14 protein-coding genes are annotated in these 15,474 nt (G+C 37.6%); 11 read left to right on the forward strand and 3 right to left on the reverse strand.

What is annotated here, in order from left to right; translation table 11 throughout:
* Positions 1 to 555: 555 nt before the first annotated feature.
* The gene (locus H6G44_RS10285) at positions 556 to 1,065 is read right to left on the reverse strand and encodes a DUF29 family protein (protein ID WP_190385677.1); all 510 of its coding nucleotides are present in this window, start codon (positions 1,063 to 1,065) and stop codon (positions 556 to 558) included.
* A 254-nt stretch (positions 1,066 to 1,319) separates the two neighbouring features.
* On the opposite strand from H6G44_RS10285, the gene recQ reads away from it, so the two are divergent.
* The 6 genes from recQ (at position 1,320) to fabG (ending at position 9,766) form a co-directional block, all read left to right on the forward strand.
* A complete protein-coding gene (gene recQ, locus H6G44_RS10290) occupies positions 1,320 to 3,509 on the forward strand; it encodes a DNA helicase RecQ (protein ID WP_190385678.1) in 2,190 nt (729 codons plus the stop codon).
* 735 nt (positions 3,510 to 4,244) lie between these two features.
* Positions 4,245 to 6,203, forward strand: a complete 1,959-nt coding sequence (locus tag H6G44_RS10295; protein ID WP_190385679.1) for an AMP-dependent synthetase/ligase — start codon at positions 4,245 to 4,247, stop codon at positions 6,201 to 6,203.
* A 120-nt stretch (positions 6,204 to 6,323) separates the two neighbouring features.
* A complete protein-coding gene (locus tag H6G44_RS10300) occupies positions 6,324 to 6,773 on the forward strand; it encodes a YlqD family protein (protein WP_190385680.1) in 450 nt (149 codons plus the stop codon).
* 313 nt (positions 6,774 to 7,086) lie between these two features.
* Positions 7,087 to 8,394 carry a dihydrolipoamide acetyltransferase family protein gene (locus tag H6G44_RS10305; RefSeq protein WP_190385681.1) on the forward strand — a complete coding sequence of 436 codons (1,308 nt, stop codon included), beginning with the start codon at positions 7,087 to 7,089 and terminating at the stop codon, positions 8,392 to 8,394.
* A 183-nt stretch (positions 8,395 to 8,577) separates the two neighbouring features.
* Positions 8,578 to 8,895: a thioredoxin gene (gene trxA, locus H6G44_RS10310; protein ID WP_190385682.1), complete on the forward strand. Its 318-nt coding sequence runs from the start codon at positions 8,578 to 8,580 to the stop codon at positions 8,893 to 8,895.
* A 175-nt stretch (positions 8,896 to 9,070) separates the two neighbouring features.
* The gene (fabG, locus tag H6G44_RS10315; protein ID WP_190385683.1) at positions 9,071 to 9,766 is read left to right on the forward strand and encodes a 3-oxoacyl-ACP reductase FabG; all 696 of its coding nucleotides are present in this window, start codon (positions 9,071 to 9,073) and stop codon (positions 9,764 to 9,766) included.
* Positions 9,767 to 9,966: 200 nt separating this feature from the next.
* Here fabG and H6G44_RS10320 read toward each other — a convergent pair whose 3' ends face one another.
* Positions 9,967 to 11,367, reverse strand: coding sequence for a TldD/PmbA family protein (locus tag H6G44_RS10320; protein ID WP_190385684.1), 1,401 nt, complete (start codon positions 11,365 to 11,367; stop codon positions 9,967 to 9,969).
* 471 nt (positions 11,368 to 11,838) lie between these two features.
* On the opposite strand from H6G44_RS10320, the gene H6G44_RS10325 reads away from it, so the two are divergent.
* From H6G44_RS10325 to H6G44_RS10340, 4 genes are all read left to right on the forward strand, one after another.
* A complete protein-coding gene (locus H6G44_RS10325; RefSeq protein WP_190385685.1) occupies positions 11,839 to 12,102 on the forward strand; it encodes a hypothetical protein in 264 nt (87 codons plus the stop codon).
* A 131-nt stretch (positions 12,103 to 12,233) separates the two neighbouring features.
* A complete protein-coding gene (locus H6G44_RS10330) occupies positions 12,234 to 12,491 on the forward strand; it encodes a hypothetical protein (RefSeq protein WP_190385686.1) in 258 nt (85 codons plus the stop codon).
* Between the two features lie 119 nt (positions 12,492 to 12,610).
* Positions 12,611 to 12,919: a DUF3181 family protein gene (locus tag H6G44_RS10335; protein WP_190385687.1), complete on the forward strand. Its 309-nt coding sequence runs from the start codon at positions 12,611 to 12,613 to the stop codon at positions 12,917 to 12,919.
* A 56-nt stretch (positions 12,920 to 12,975) separates the two neighbouring features.
* Positions 12,976 to 13,200, forward strand: a complete 225-nt coding sequence (locus H6G44_RS10340; RefSeq protein ID WP_190385688.1) for an acetyltransferase — start codon at positions 12,976 to 12,978, stop codon at positions 13,198 to 13,200.
* 211 nt (positions 13,201 to 13,411) lie between these two features.
* Here the strand turns inward: H6G44_RS10340 and cobW are convergent, their stop codons facing one another.
* Positions 13,412 to 14,461, reverse strand: a complete 1,050-nt coding sequence (gene cobW / locus H6G44_RS10345) for a cobalamin biosynthesis protein CobW (RefSeq protein ID WP_190385689.1) — start codon at positions 14,459 to 14,461, stop codon at positions 13,412 to 13,414.
* A 263-nt stretch (positions 14,462 to 14,724) separates the two neighbouring features.
* On the opposite strand from cobW, the gene H6G44_RS10350 reads away from it, so the two are divergent.
* Positions 14,725 to 15,444, forward strand: a complete 720-nt coding sequence (locus H6G44_RS10350) for a LabA-like NYN domain-containing protein (protein ID WP_190385690.1) — start codon at positions 14,725 to 14,727, stop codon at positions 15,442 to 15,444.
* Positions 15,445 to 15,474: the final 30 nt, after the last annotated feature.

Consider the following 15,474-nt stretch of genomic DNA (forward strand, 5'->3'; position numbering starts at 1 on the left):
AGAGGTTTCATGGCTCTGCATTGGTATACCTAGAATTTAATTGGCGCATGGTATGATCACTGTAGCATCTTCTGGCTTGAATGTATAGGTTTTGTGTAACAAAAATTTATAATGTGATGTGCAAATTTTATATCCATCCCCTGACTTCGTTATCAGAGGATTGACATCCACAGAAAAGAATAGCGAACTGATAAGTCAGAGCTTATGCTTATGCTATTGCACTGTTTTAAAATGGGCAATCAAAGACTCAACGACACTTTGATAAGTTCCTTTTGCTAAAGAAATTTCCTGAATCATTACTATTGTTATTAATAGTTTTGGCTCTACCGCTCCCTATATGCTATTTTATCGAAAATATCCTTCAAATCATTGCTCTGAATGGATTTGAGGGTTTAATCCATCGAGTTTTTTCTCCTCCATCAAATCCCACATAATCATTAAACCTGTATGTGGTTTATTCAATATCTTATCATCATGAAGGCAACACTTCTGATATCTACGCCAAGTTGGTTATTCATTACTTCACTATCTTCAAACAACTTAGTTTTACCAAAATTACTCAAACCAATCTTCACCTCCCGGTAATTCTGCTAAATAATTATCAATCATCTTTGCTAACTCTTTAGGTTGATATTCATAAGTTAACAACAAAAGATTTTCCGCAAAATCAATTAATGCTTTTTCTTGTAATCTTTGAGAAACTTGACTCGGTTTTAAAGTCCCACCAAAAATCTCCGCACTAGCGGGACGAATTGCCATTTCTAGAGCTTCTGCTAAATATTCACCCCATTGATCAGATTTAATATAATAGGATTTTTGATTATCTTTAATATTCAATTTGGCAATTTGAATCACAGAATCAGAAATTGAAGCAATCCAAGAATTAGTTAAACGCTGTTCAATTTGATTTTTAATCAAATGAATAACCAACCTCACTAAAAAAGCTTCTATTTTTCGCAAAGTTCCCTGTTTACTCATCTCCTCCAAATCATCAACAATTTCCAAAGCATCATCATAACGCCCTTCTAAGATACTTTGTCTTAATTCCATTAATTCTTGCGTCATGTTTATTGACCTTACTTAGTAGCAGTTATTAGTTGATTTTGTACTTTTGATGTTCTATAATAACCCATATTGCTATATACCTAGTTAAGGCTGCTAATGGGTAATCAGTAATTGGTGATCAAATCCCTATTTTCATCCTGGATATCCTGATTCTGAGATTTTCCTATCTATAAATTCTAACGTTCCCCATTCCCCAATGTGCGTTAAAATTCTAATATCCTCATCACAACTCAGACACGCGACAACCATCTACCATGCTTCAGTACCCCCACTTAGAACAAGCCCTAAAACATCATTTTGGTTACGATCAATTTCGTCCTGGACAAAGGCAAATTATTGAAGATGCTCTAGAAAATCGTGATTTAATGGTAATTATGCCCACCGGTGGAGGTAAATCTCTGTGCTTTCAATTACCTGCACTTTTAAAACCCGGTTTAACAGTAGTAGTATCACCATTAATAGCCTTAATGCAAGATCAAGTAGAAGCACTGCGAACTAATAACATTTCTGCCACATTTCTTAATAGTAGTCTTAACGTTCATAAAGTTCGCTCTCGTGAAGAAGCGATCATGAATGGTAAAATAAAATTACTTTATGTAGCCCCAGAACGTTTGATTAGCGACCGATTTTTGCCCCTTCTAGATGTAGTTAGAGAAAAAATAGGAATTTCTACCTTTGCCATAGATGAAGCCCATTGTGTCTCAGAATGGGGCCATGATTTCCGTCCAGAATATCGGCAATTAAGACTACTCAGAAAACGTTATCCAAATGTTCCTACTATAGCCTTAACAGCTACGGCTACAGATAGAGTTAAAGCCGATATTATTGAACAATTAGGATTAAAACAACCAAGTGTTCATATTGCTAGTTTTAACCGTCAAAATCTTTATTATGAAGTTAGAACCAAAAGTAAAAATCCCTATTCTGAAATATTAGAAATAGTTAGAGAAAATCAAGGTTCAGGAATTATTTATTGTTTAACTCGCAAAAAAGTTGACGAACTAACTTTAAAACTCCAAAATGATAAGATTTCAGTTTTACCTTATCATGCTGGTTTAAGTGATGAGGAAAGATCAAAAAATCAAACTCGATTTATTAGAGATGATATCCGGGTCATGGTAGCCACAATTGCCTTTGGAATGGGTATTAATAAACCTGATGTTCGCTTTGTTATTCATTCCGATTTACCCCGAAATTTGGAAAGTTACTATCAAGAATCCGGTCGTGCTGGTAGAGATAATGAACCTTCTAAATGTACACTTTTTTTCAATTATGGTGATATTAAAACCATAGAATGGAGTATTAATCAAAAAACCGATCCTCAAGAACAATTAATAGCTAAACAGCAATTAAGACAAGTTATAGATTATGCAGAAGGAACAGACTGTAGACGCACAATTCAATTAAGTTATTTTGGGGAAAGATTTCCCGGAAATTGCGGTAATTGTGATAATTGTCGTTATCCCAAACCTATGCAAGATTGGACAATTGAAGCCATGAAATTTCTATCTTGTGTAGCTAGATGTAAAGAAAGATTTGGAATGTTACATATCATTGATGTATTAAGAGGTGCGAAAAATCAGAAAATAGTTGTTAATAAACATGATCAACTTTCTACCTATGGAATTGGCAAAGATAAAACATTAGACGAATGGAAGATGTTAGGAAGATCACTATTACATCAAGGTTTATTAGAACAAACAGCAGACGGTTATTCAGTTCTCAAACTTAATGCTTTAAGTTGGGAAGTCATGCGAAAACAACGTCCAGTTTCTATTGCTGTTCCCCTAGCACAAAAAATAACCTGGGAAGATGGAAATAGCAAACCCGCAGATGTGGAAATTCTCATGCAAAAATTGCGATCGCTTCGTAAACAAGTCGCAGACGAACAAGCAGTACCACCCTACGTTATCTTCCATGATTCTACCTTAAAATTAATGGCACAGATGCAACCCAGAACCTTAGATGAATTTGGTAATCTTTCTGGGGTTGGTAGTCATAAATTATCCCAATATGGTGAAAGATTCTTAGCAGAAATTCAGGCTTATCGTCAAGAACAGGGATTACAACAAAATACCATTAATCGAGTTAATTTGTCTCCTCCTTCTCAGTCACCCTCGGATACAGAATTAACAACATTAGAGTTATATAAACAAGGTTTGAGTATTGAAGAAATCGCCCAAAAACGTAATATTCGCCCCACTACAATTATCCGTCATCTCTCAGATTTAATTGAGAAAAAACAATCTTTAGATCTAAGTCAATTAGTACCATTAGAACGCCAGAAAAAAATCTGGAACGTCTTAGAAATAGTTGGTGATATTGCGCTAACACCCATTCGAGAAAATTTAGGAGAAAGCTACAGTTTTGACGAAATTCGCTTAGTTAGAGCGAAATGGCGACGGGAAAAACAGAAATCTCTTAAAGATGATATTGACTTTTAATTCTTAGTAGATAAAGCCACAGATAGTAGCTTAGGTAACATCAAACAAATAGCTGCATTCAGCAGTGTTAAAAATATACCATCCATTAAATTCATAAATAACTCCTTCTTATGACTATTGATGATTGAGATATCTTCATTTTTCCCTACAAACAATACATTTGAGCAACTTTGGATTTTTAAATATCTTTGAGATTACATAAGTAAATTAAATATAAATCCAGCAGGGGCGCAGTTTCCGCGCCCAAAGCTCAGATATGTGCTAATATTCTCTTTAATTAGGAGAACATTGATTACAAAAGCGCGGGCTAAATTTACAAAATTCACTACCTGTTAATGCGTAAACCGTACAATAGGGAAAACTGGTTATTCCCATTTTATCAGATTTGTAACCAGAATCAACAAAAAATGATGAAGCTTCTTGAGATCTACGAACTACAATCATAGATATTAGCTTAGGCAAAGCTAAACAAGTTCCAGCATTAATGAGAGTAAGTAATAATATATCCATCAAATCCATAGGGAATTATTCCCAAACGAAATTACATAGGAGCAGCTTGGATAGTCTTAAAATATATGAAAGTACAATAAGACTTAACCATAGTATTTAGTCTATATAAAATTAGTTTAGCATAGATTTTTCCAAATGGAACGATCACTATTCAGTAATGATCATTCAATAATGTGTAAACTAAAGATTAAATACCTTTATTAATCACACCTGAAAGCACTATTTATGACACAACCTGTAAATTCTTTCCTAGATAACATTTCCAAGCGAGAAAAGCTGGCCTTACAGGGTTTAGTAGATTACACAAATATCAAGTCACTACCAGAAATTTGGCCTTTAGCAGCCAGGAAATTTGGTAATATTATTGCTCTACATAATCCCCATTCTCAACCAGAATTAAAAATTACCTACAGTCAATTGTCAGATCTAATTCAACAATTTGCAATCGGGTTACAGGTACTAGGTATCAATATGAACCATAGCGAAAATCTTCCCTATGGTGAACGGGTTTCTCTAATTGCTGATAACAGTCCTCGCTGGTTTATTGCTGATCAAGGTATCATGACTACTGGAGCAGTAAATGCAGTCCGTAGTGCCCAAGCAGAAAGAGAAGAATTACTCTATATCATTACCCATAGTGGCAGTACAGCCCTAGTAGTTGAAGATATAAAAACTCTGAATAAGCTAGGGGATAGACTAAACGAATTACCAATTAAACTGGTAGTTATTCTCTCTGATGAAATACCACCCACAGAAATGAATTTTCAAGTGGTGAATTTTTCCCAGTTAATAGAAATTGGTAGTCATAACACTTTAATACCCGTTCAGATTGACACAGAAGCATTAGCAACTTTAATTTATACATCTGGAACTACGGGAAAACCCAAGGGTGTAATGCTGTCCCACAGAAATTTACTCCATCAAGTTAAAACCTTGGGAATAGTGGTACAGCCAAAAAAAGGAGATATTGCCCTCAGTATTTTACCCACATGGCATAGTTATGAACGTAGCGGTGAGTATTTCTTGCTTTCTCAAGGATGTACTCAAATTTACACTAATTTGCGTTCTGTTAAAGGGGATTTAAAGAAATTTAAACCTAATTATATGATTGCTGTTCCCCGACTATGGGAATCAATTTATGAAGGAGTGCAAAAGCAATTCCGAGAACAACCAGCCAAAAAACAAAGCTTGGTGAAGTTTTTACTAGAAATGAGCCAGAAATATGTAGAAGCACGCCGTATTTCCCAGGGATTGAGTTTAAATCATATTCATGCTTCAGTTATTGCCCGTTCCCAAGCCAAAATCCTAGAATTGGGTTTATTGCCATTTCATGCAATTGGTCAAAAATTAGTTTATACTAAAGTCCGAGAAGCCACAGGCGGAAATATCAAGCACGTTATTAGTGGTGGTGGCGCTCTACCTGGATATATAGATAACTTTTTTGAGATTGTTGGTGTGGAAATTTTACAAGGTTATGGTTTAACAGAAACCTCACCAGTAACTAACGCTCGTCGTCCTTGGCGAAATCTACGGGGTTCTTCAGGACAACCAATTCCCGGTACAGAAGTAAAAATTGTTCATCCAGAAACCCGTCAACCCCTACCCGTAGGAACACGGGGTTTAGTCCTGCTCAAAGGTCCACAAATCATGCAAGGCTATTATCAAAATCCCGAAGCCACAAACAAGGTCATAGACCCAGAAGGTTGGTTTGATAGCGGTGATTTAGGCTGGGTAACTCCTGAAAATGACTTAGTATTAACAGGTAGAGCAAAAGATACTATTGTTTTAACCAACGGGGAAAATATCGAACCTCAACCCATAGAAGATGCTTGTTTGAGATCACCCTATATTGACCAAATCATGTTAGTAGGACAAGATCAACGTAGCATTGGCGCTCTGATTGTTCCTAATCTAGAAGCTCTAGCAAAATGGGCAGATACTCAAAATCATAGTCAAAAGATTGACTTAGAGAGTAAAATAGTCCAGGATTTGTTTCGTCAAGAATTAAATCGGGAAGTCCAAAACCGTCCCGGCTATCGAGTCGACGACCGTATTGTACCTTTTAAACTTATTGAGGAACAATTCTCAATTGAAAACGGGTTAATGACACAAACACTCAAAATCCGTCGTCACATTGTTATGGAACGATATAGCGATATTATTGATATAATGTTTGCTAAGTAATTTCCCAAGCCGCAGATTTTTTTCAGAATTTTACGGGGAGATAAGAAACCAAAACAGAATTTTTCTTTCTCCCGACTCTTCTCCACACAACAAACTATTAATACTCAACCTACAATCTTTATGGATGTATCCAACCCGCAATTGCTTTTAAAACGCCCGATTAATGTCAAAGCGATAGTTACTACCCTCTGGAAAGAGGAAGTACAACAGCAATTACAAGAGCAAATTAATCAAATTGACCAACAACTTCAACAACTAGACCTGGAAGCACAAAGAGCAATTAGCGCCATTCAAAAACAGAGTTTTCAACCACCAGGGCCTCAAACACTTCAACAAATCGATAACATTCAATTACAAGTCAATCAAAAGAAAAGTGAACTTCTAGACCAGAAAAATCAAATGCTGCAAAACCTCCAGCAAGTACAATTGTTGGAATTAGATCAAGAAGTCAACCAATTTCAAATGGAAAGCTTTTTCCGTATCGAACCAGGTGATAACTTGATTAGTAAAATGCAGGTTGAAGTTGTCCTCCGCGATGGTATCGTTGAAGAAATTCGCGGCGATATCTAAACAACAAGCTCCCCGACTTCTCCCTGGAGTCGGCGGTATTATTAGATCACTAGTTCTGATCTATACTATCATACCGACGCAAAAATATTTTACGGGGGGGTTGACAAACAAATTTAAATTTGTTATCATAGTCCCGACGAGGAAGAACTATCTTCTCACTAAATCCCCTTAAATAAAATAGTTGTACAGGTTGCCAAAAAAGATTGTAATCAACACTACTCCTTTTTTTCTAAAAAATCACCAACCTGATCACAAAACTGTTAAAATTCAGAGATTCAAGTCCATATATTATTGATTCTGAAACCACCATATCATGAGCATTAACGAAGTATTTATGCCGGCGCTGAGTTCCACCATGACCGAAGGCAAAATTGTCTCCTGGGTCAAGTCGCCGGGAGATAAAGTAGAGAAAGGCGAAACGGTGGTGGTTGTCGAATCAGATAAAGCTGATATGGATGTAGAAACCTTTTATGAAGGATATCTCGCCCATATTATTGTTCCTGCAGGTGAAACCGCCCCCGTCGGCGCAGCCATCGCTTACGTTGTGGAAACAGAAGCAGAAATACCCCTAGCCAAATCCTTAGCTAATGCAGGTGGTGCTGCTGCAACCCCCACACCCGTACCAGTTACCACAGCCCCAGTCGCTGCCCCTGTGGACCCATCACAAAACGGTTCTAACCATCAACCAGGCAGAGTCGTAGTTTCACCCCGCGCCCGCAAATTAGCTAAAGAACTCAAAGTAGATTTAAGCACCCTCGCAGGTAGTGGTCCCTACGGTCGTATTGTTGCTGAAGATGTAGAAGTTGCGGTTGGTAAGGTTCAGCCCGTTACTACCCCTGTCATCACTTCCGCACCTGCAAATGTCGTCATACCTATACCAGTAGCCGTACCTGTATCCGCACCTGTATCCGTACCTGTACCTGCACCCGTGGTTAATAGTACCGCTCCCGGTCAAGTAGTGCCATTTACTACCTTGCAAAATGCCGTAATTCGAGGCATGGTAGCCAGTTTATCTGTACCTGTATTCCGTGTTAGTTACACAATTAACACTGATGGACTCGATAAACTTTACAAACAAATTAAATCCAAAGGTGTGACAATGACTGCGCTATTAGCCAAAGCTGTAGCCATAACATTGCAAAAACATCCTATCCTCAATGCCAGCTACTCAGAGCAAGGCGTTGTCCATCATCCTCACATTAATGTTTCTGTCGCCGTGGCCATGGATGATGGTGGTTTAATCACACCCGTTTTACAAAATGCTGATGCAGTTGATATCTACTCTTTATCTCGCAACTGGAAATCTTTAGTAGAACGCGCTAGAACAAAACAGCTACAACCAGCAGAATACAACAGTGGTACTTTCACCCTTTCCAATTTAGGAATGTTTGGTGTAGATACCTTTGATGCCATTTTACCGCCCGGACAAGGTGCTATCTTAGCCATTGGTGCGTCACGTCCTCAAGTAGTCGCTACACCTGATGGATTATTTAGTGTCCGTCAACAAATGCAAGTTACTATTACCTGTGATCATCGCATTATTTACGGTGCAGATGCCGCTGGATTCCTGCAAAACTTAGCGAAGTTGATTGAAACCAATCCCCAATCTTTAACAATGTAAGACTATGGGGAGGGGTTAGGTGAGGTACAGACTTAGAACCTAGTTTTTTGAGTATAGCTTAACTATCCAGATCTCCGCCTTCTTGAGGAAATCGGAGATCTGTAAAAAATATAAACATATACAAATTCTAGATTCTAAGAACTAACATAAAAACAAACTGTTAATTAAAAATTAGTGCCTGTTATGACAACTAAAAGACAATTCAATAGCTTTGAGGAAATGCTTTCTGGCACAGATTTACCCGTGCTAGTAGACTTTTATGCTGAATGGTGTGGTCCTTGTCAAATGATGGTGCCAATTTTAGAAGAAGTCAACAGCCAATTAAAAGATAAGTTACGAATTGTCAAGATTGATACGGAAAAATATGCAAATTTGGCAAGTCAGTATCAAATTTCGGCCTTACCAACCCTGGTGTTATTTAAACAAGGAAAGCCCGTAGATAAAATTGAAGGTGTTATGCAAGCCGCACAGTTAGTAAAACATCTACAACCACAGCTTTAAATAGTTTCTCAAATTAGAGATGCGAAATTACGCGTCTCTATTATATTAAGAAACAAGAAACAGCAGTATAAAAAGTCCAAAAAATCCAAGCTGTGTAAAGAAATGTAAAATCCCTGAGACTATTGCTATAACGACAATTTTTAACGCTAACCTACTTTAAGGAGTGCATCTTTTTATGAAAGGCAAACAAGTTTTACTTACAGGAGGCACGGGAGGACTCGGTTTAGGAGTAACACCCGCAGTTATAGCCCAAGGTGCAGATGTGACTATTCCTTATCGTAGTCCGAAAGATGTAGAACGTCTCAAAGAAATTATTTCCCCTGGGGATTTTGCTAAAATTAACTTTATTCCTGCTAATTTACAAGATGAGGCCTCAGTGGAGAAACTGGTCAGGTGCATGACAAAAGTAGATGTATTAATTCATTTAGTCGGCGGTTTTTCTATGGGAAAAACTCATGAATATAGCTTTTATGATTGGAAACAGGAATTAGATTTAAACTTAAACACAACTTTTTTGACTTGCAAATATAGCCTTAAACGTATGTTGGAAAACGGCTATGGTCGCATTATTACGGTAAGTTCTCGTGCTGGTGTTGAACCTGCTGCCAATTTAGCGGCTTATTCTGCCTCTAAAGCTGGTGTCATCGCTTTAACAAAAGCGATCGCATCTGAAACTAAAGGTACTAATATTACGGCTAATACTATTCTTCCCAGTGTTATTGATACCCCCAAAAATAGGACAGCTATGGGTGAAGAAGCTGCTGATAAATGGGTAAAAGCGGAATCTATCGCTCAAGTGATTTGCTTTCTCGCTTCCGAAGCAGCTATTGATGTCCGCGGTGCAGCAATTCCCATTTATGGCAGTTGTTAAGTGTCACATCCACACCTGAATTAACAGTGGTAATTTGGTATTATCGGCGATTATTGTTAAACATCTCCGCAAAATCTTAAAACTCAAATGCCCAACTTTTTAGATCATTCAGGTATGTTAATAATTTTTTCGCGTTTTATCAGTTAAGACTATTGACTTACACTCAAAAATCTGTTATAGTAAATCTTGATAAGGAAGAACTATTCTCCACTTTCACCTCCCACTACTACATCTCGAATTCGCAAACTGGGACCACCGCAACCCACCGGTAAACCATTTTGTCCTCCTTTGCCACAACCCCCGGATTCATCCCAGTAAAAATCATCACCAATAGCCTCAATATCGGCGAGGGTTTGGAAAACGTTACCGGAAAGGGTGACATCTTTTACTGGTTCAGCAATTTTGCCATTTCTAATCATCCAAGCTTCCCCGGCGCTGAAAGTGAACATTTCCCCATTTGTCATTCCCCCTAACCAATTTTGGGCATAAACCCCTTCTTTAATGCCAGTGAATAAATCTGCGACTGGGGTTTTCCCGCGTTCAATCCAGGTGTTTGTCATTCTCACAATAGGGGAATAGTGATAATTAAGACAACGGGCATTACCTGTGGGTTTCTCTGCTAGTTTACCAGCAGTTTCACGGGAATGCAGTCTACCAACTAATACACCATCTTCAATTAATTGGGTAGTTGTGGCAGGTGTACCTTCATCGTCGTAAAAATAACTACCGCGATGTCCTTGGGGTGCAGCACCATCAAATATTTGTAGTTCTTTGGGTCCAAAACGTCGCCCTAAAGTCATAACTTCCAGAATATCAGGGTTTTCATAGGCCATATCTGCTTCGGAAAGATGTCCAAAGGCTTCATGAACAAATAAGCCGCTGAGAATGGGATCAATAACTACGGTATAAGTATTACCTTTGACAGATGGTAAAGATAAAGACGTAACTGCTCTTTCCGCTGCACCTTTCACTTGCTTGTCTAAATTAGTTAAGTCTTCGTAAGCTTTGCGGGAACCGATGGTTTCTCTACCAGTTTGAACTGTGTCTCCATTCCTTGCTGTAGCTGCAAAGCGCATTTCCATATCTACCCAGGATTGATCAATAAAAGTTCCTTCGGATGTGACAATAATTACTCTTTGGGCACTGTCACTATAATGAACGGATGTGGTAGTAATTCGGTGATCAAATGTTTTAAGTAATTCAGTATAGCGATCGCATAATTGTTTTTTCTGCTTCAGCGGAATTTGTCGGGGATCAGTACCCATAAGAGGTAACTTACACAGGTCTTGTATGGGGTCAATTGCTGCAAGTATAGTTTCTTCATCACCCACCATCCGGGCGGCGGCAATGGCTTCTTCTATGCGTTCTTCAATAGTTGCTAATTTATTAAAACTACTTAATCCCCAACCACCTTTATAACAAGTACGAACATGGCCACCAATGGAAATCCCCTCGCTGAGAGTTTCCACTTTATCACCACGCAATACAATGTCTGTTCCCTCGGCTTCTTCTAAGCGAATCATCAAATAATCCACACGAGAGGAATGGCGGGAAATTAGATCTGAGAGGAGATTTTGAACATCAGTAAGTTTAGTTATCATTTTCCAAATCGCTATTATGGTTTTGAGTAAAGGCTAAAACTTGTTCTGCGATATTCCCCCGCCGAATTTCTATAGGTAATTTTAGCAAACATTCATGATCAATAAATTTTTGAGAATTTTTAGAAAATCGTAACTATGGATACATACAATTCTGGCAACTGTGGATATTATGATCAAGATATTCACCTAGCAGAAAAAACCAAGAACTCAAAATACCATTGTTTTTGTTCATTTCTGCATCTTCATAAACAGCAGCCTACAGGAGTTTACCTGGCAAAATAATTTTTACGGCCTCAATATAAGGACAGAACAACCTGATCACAATTCAGTATGACATAACACAAACCTGTTATACCAATTTGGGATTTTAGATTGGGACCAAAAAATACTTTTACAACCCTTTTCCATAATACTAAATATCCGCAGTTAGCCTCATTGCGATATTTCAGCTAAGAAATTAAGGAGTTTACCATGCTTCGACAAATGTGCTGGTTATCTAAGTCTAGTAGCGATGATGAAAAGATCTTGTACTTGCAAACTACACCGGGACAACCTTGGCGACCTTACACAGCTTTTCCGCAATTTTCAGTTCCAGATTATCGTGTTCCTCGTGGTTCTAAGGGTTGGGCGACTTATCAAAAACTCTTGAAAGCTGGCTGGACTTTAGTACCTAGTGCCAGAGGCAGCGAGTTTGGTACTAGCAGCTATGTTAAGTCAACTGTGCATAGTTCATAGCCTATATTACCATCTGGGAAACACTATCAAGATTTTTAATCCCCAGATTGGTAATAGAGGTTATCAAAGTCCACCCCAAACACTCTAGAATAGTTAAGGTGCGTTAACTGCTGTTACAAACATTTATTTTTATGCCTCCTCGTTGGCCTCGCAAACCAGATCGTCAAGATCCAGATTTTCGTAAATTAGATGACCGCATGAATTTCGCTGTTCATGTCGGTATTTGTGCAACTGTCAATTCGGGGTTGTGGTTTTTCCACATTTTGAAAAATACTCCCTGGGAATGGCTTCCTGGGGTAACAATTGGTTGGGTAGGAGTATTACTGCTGCATCTAATTTACATTGGTGCGATCGCTAATTACGACCAAACCCCACCGAAATCTACCTAAAGAAAGAAAATCAAGCTAGGGCATTCTCACCTGTGGTGGTAGATTAAACCTAGCTAGTTGAGTAATAATGTAGGGGAATAGGGAATCGAAATTATTACTTTTCACGTGAGGCTATATTGATGGCTAAAACTAACACTACGGAATTACTGGAAACCCTAGCTGCAGAAATTGGTGAAAGTGTTTATATAGATATTGCAAAATGGCATCTTTATCTATCTGATGCCAAACTGCATAATGTTGTTGCCGAAAAATTATATCCTTTAATTACTTCTAAAAGCGTTAATGAAGACAAGGTAATTGCTGCTTTAGAATCTATCACCGTTAAAGTCGGTGGTGGCAGAAAGGAATTATCTTTAATTAATTTATTACCGCTGCAATGCCAAGTTACCTTGGTAGATATTGTCGAAAAATATCAACGGGAAATTTAATCTCATTTTCTTTCCATTGGCAAGTTTACACATTTAAATTATGGAGGTTAATCAAGATGTTTTTACAAATTAAAGACAGTCGTGATTTGGTGAAAATAGTTGATATTCAAGAACTATTAGACCCCACCATTAAAACTGTTCATGCCCAAGAACAAGAAGGACAAGAAGAACAGGAAACGGACATTTATCAAAAAGTAGAATTAGTATTTCCCTCTGGGGAAAAATTACCACGCTGTTGGTTAGATGCCCACTATAGAGAAAGAGCATCTGTAGCAGCTTAATACTATAATTGTAGGATGATTTAGTTCATTCTACAATTAGAACAGGTCTTAACTCTATAGAATTTAAAACAAGATTTCCAACTTTTTAGGGAAGTCGGAAACCTGGATCTAGCATATTCAAAAATCAAATAGGAATGCTATATATATCGTTTCCCACTCTAATAAAGTACACACCAATTTGTTACCTGTTCCCTAAAACTAAATTGCTATATTACAAAGCTACTAATTGAGATTCTATTTCCGAAGCTTGTAAACCACGACCGATAAAAACTAAACTGGTTTGTTTTGTTTCTTCTGGTTTCCAAGGACGATCATAAAATTTATCAAATCTATTTCCTACACCTTGCATAACTAACCTCATGGGTTTATTCGTAACAGCCACAAACCCTTTAATACGGTAAATTTCTTGTTCTTGTGCCAGTTTTTCCAATGTTGCTTGTAGCTTTTCGGGGTCAAATGTCCGGTCTAAAATGACATGAGTTGAGTTAATTTCATCATCATGATCATGGTCTTCTTCCGTGTCATGATGACTAGGACGTGAATCTAAATTATCTTCAACTGCGGCTGCAAATCCTAATAATATAGATGGGTCTAATTTACCATAATCACTAGAGACGATTTTCACAACTCTCGGTAATTCATTCTTAACTAATTCTAGGACTCGTGCTTGAGTTTCACTATCAACTAAATCAGTTTTATTCAAAATTACTAAATCAGCACAAGCAAGTTGATCTTCAAACAATTCTTGTAATGGTGTTTCATGCTCTAGACTATCATCTTCTTGACGTTGGGCAGCGATCGCATCCAAATCACTAGCAAATGCACCCGCAGCAACAGCAGCACAATCTACTACAGTAATTACAGCATCTACTGTAGCAGCATTACGAATCTCTTGCCAACGAAAGGCTTTTACTAAAGGTTTTGGTAAGGCCAAACCAGAGGTTTCAATGATAATATAATCTATACTATCTCGGCGTTTAATTAATTCCCGCATTGTCGGGTAAAATTCCTCTTGAACGGTGCAGCATAAGCAGCCATTCGTCAGTTCAAATATATTAGTTTCTGGATTTGCCTCTGTTTCATCTTCCGGGCAAATTTGACAAGATCTCAATAACTCACCATCTATCCCCAGTTCACCAAATTCGTTGACTAATACTGCTATGCGTCGTCCTTGGTTGTTTTGGAGGAGGTGACGGATTAGGCTCGTTTTACCACTTCCTAAGAAGCCTGTGATGACAGTAACAGGGATTTTTGTAGCCATGTTGTATATACGGTTTAATCAATTAATTGTACACTATAACAGCACTTGAACTATCTTCTCAAGCCCCTCCCCCTTTACAGTGTGATTGTATTTCACTCTTTTGGGAAAAGATCTTGTCTAAAATTACTTATTTTGTGTAAAGTATATGCAGGTAAATGGCAAAATATCGTATTTATCTAGAATAATTGACTAAAATCTACTTAAATTCAGCTATTGTCAATTTACCCACAACAACACCCCGACTTTAATATTTAGAGGCCTCAATGCAGTTTGATGATCTTAGCAAAAAAACAACCGAATATAAAGAAATTAAAGACCTCAAGGAAAAATCTCATTGTCAAAGTCCAACCATTAAAGGCAGTATTAAAGGTAAAGAACCCAACCCTGCTAATAATATTAGTTTTAATGAAGATGACAATCGTGGTCGAGTTGCAATCTTTATTGATGGGTTAAATTTATTTCATGCCGCATTACAATCGGGAATTGAAATTGATTATGTAAAATTACTCTGTCGTTTAACCAAAACTTCTCGATTATTACGCGCTTTCTTTTATACAGGGATAGATAGTGGTAACGAAAAACAACAAGGATTTCTTTTATGGATGCGTCGTAATGGTTATCGTGTAGTTACTAAAGATATGAGTGCAGTAGTGGACAATTACAAAAAACCAAATCTAAATGTTGAAATTGCTGTGGATATGATTACTTTAGCACCCTATTATGACACAGCTATCTTAGTCAGCGGAGATGGAGATCTGGCCTATGCTGTTCATGCAGTTAGTAATCTGGGCGCTAGAGTAGAAGTAATTGGTTTACAAACAACAACTAGCGATAGTCAAACGCGCCATAGGAATCACCTAATTGATGTAGCTGATGAATTTATTGATTTTGACAATATTAAACAAGACATTCAAAAAGATTCTTACATCGGTTATAGTTATCGGACTCCTTCTAATTACCATCCTCAAATTCCCAATATATAAATTTATTGTTGTCGCTTTTTTGTCATTCCT

Origin of the sequence: Aphanizomenon flos-aquae FACHB-1287 (genome assembly GCF_014698755.1) — a bacterium.
In the GTDB taxonomy this organism is placed as follows: Bacteria; Cyanobacteriota; Cyanobacteriia; order Cyanobacteriales; family Nostocaceae; genus Dolichospermum; species Dolichospermum flosaquae.

Bases quoted from the DNA above. Each gene is read 5' to 3' on its own strand.
- H6G44_RS10305 (WP_190385681.1), top strand. From the start codon at position 7,087: ATGAGCATTAACGAAGTATTTATGCCGGCGCTGAGTTCCACCATGACC.
- H6G44_RS10295 (WP_190385679.1), top strand. From the start codon at position 4,245: ATGACACAACCTGTAAATTCTTTCCTAGATAACATTTCCAAGCGAGAA.
- H6G44_RS10335 (WP_190385687.1), top strand. From the start codon at position 12,611: ATGGCTAAAACTAACACTACGGAATTACTGGAAACCCTAGCTGCAGAA.
- H6G44_RS10340 (WP_190385688.1), top strand. From the start codon at position 12,976: ATGTTTTTACAAATTAAAGACAGTCGTGATTTGGTGAAAATAGTTGAT.
- H6G44_RS10300 (WP_190385680.1), top strand. From the start codon at position 6,324: ATGGATGTATCCAACCCGCAATTGCTTTTAAAACGCCCGATTAATGTC.
- H6G44_RS10285 (WP_190385677.1), bottom strand. From the start codon at position 1,065: ATGACGCAAGAATTAATGGAATTAAGACAAAGTATCTTAGAAGGGCGT.
- H6G44_RS10325 (WP_190385685.1), top strand. From the start codon at position 11,839: ATGCTTCGACAAATGTGCTGGTTATCTAAGTCTAGTAGCGATGATGAA.
- fabG (WP_190385683.1), top strand. From the start codon at position 9,071: ATGAAAGGCAAACAAGTTTTACTTACAGGAGGCACGGGAGGACTCGGT.
- H6G44_RS10320 (WP_190385684.1), bottom strand. From the start codon at position 11,367: ATGATAACTAAACTTACTGATGTTCAAAATCTCCTCTCAGATCTAATT.
- H6G44_RS10350 (WP_190385690.1), top strand. From the start codon at position 14,725: ATGCAGTTTGATGATCTTAGCAAAAAAACAACCGAATATAAAGAAATT.
- cobW (WP_190385689.1), bottom strand. From the start codon at position 14,461: ATGGCTACAAAAATCCCTGTTACTGTCATCACAGGCTTCTTAGGAAGT.
- recQ (WP_190385678.1), top strand. From the start codon at position 1,320: ATGCTTCAGTACCCCCACTTAGAACAAGCCCTAAAACATCATTTTGGT.
- trxA (WP_190385682.1), top strand. From the start codon at position 8,578: ATGACAACTAAAAGACAATTCAATAGCTTTGAGGAAATGCTTTCTGGC.
- H6G44_RS10330 (WP_190385686.1), top strand. From the start codon at position 12,234: ATGCCTCCTCGTTGGCCTCGCAAACCAGATCGTCAAGATCCAGATTTT.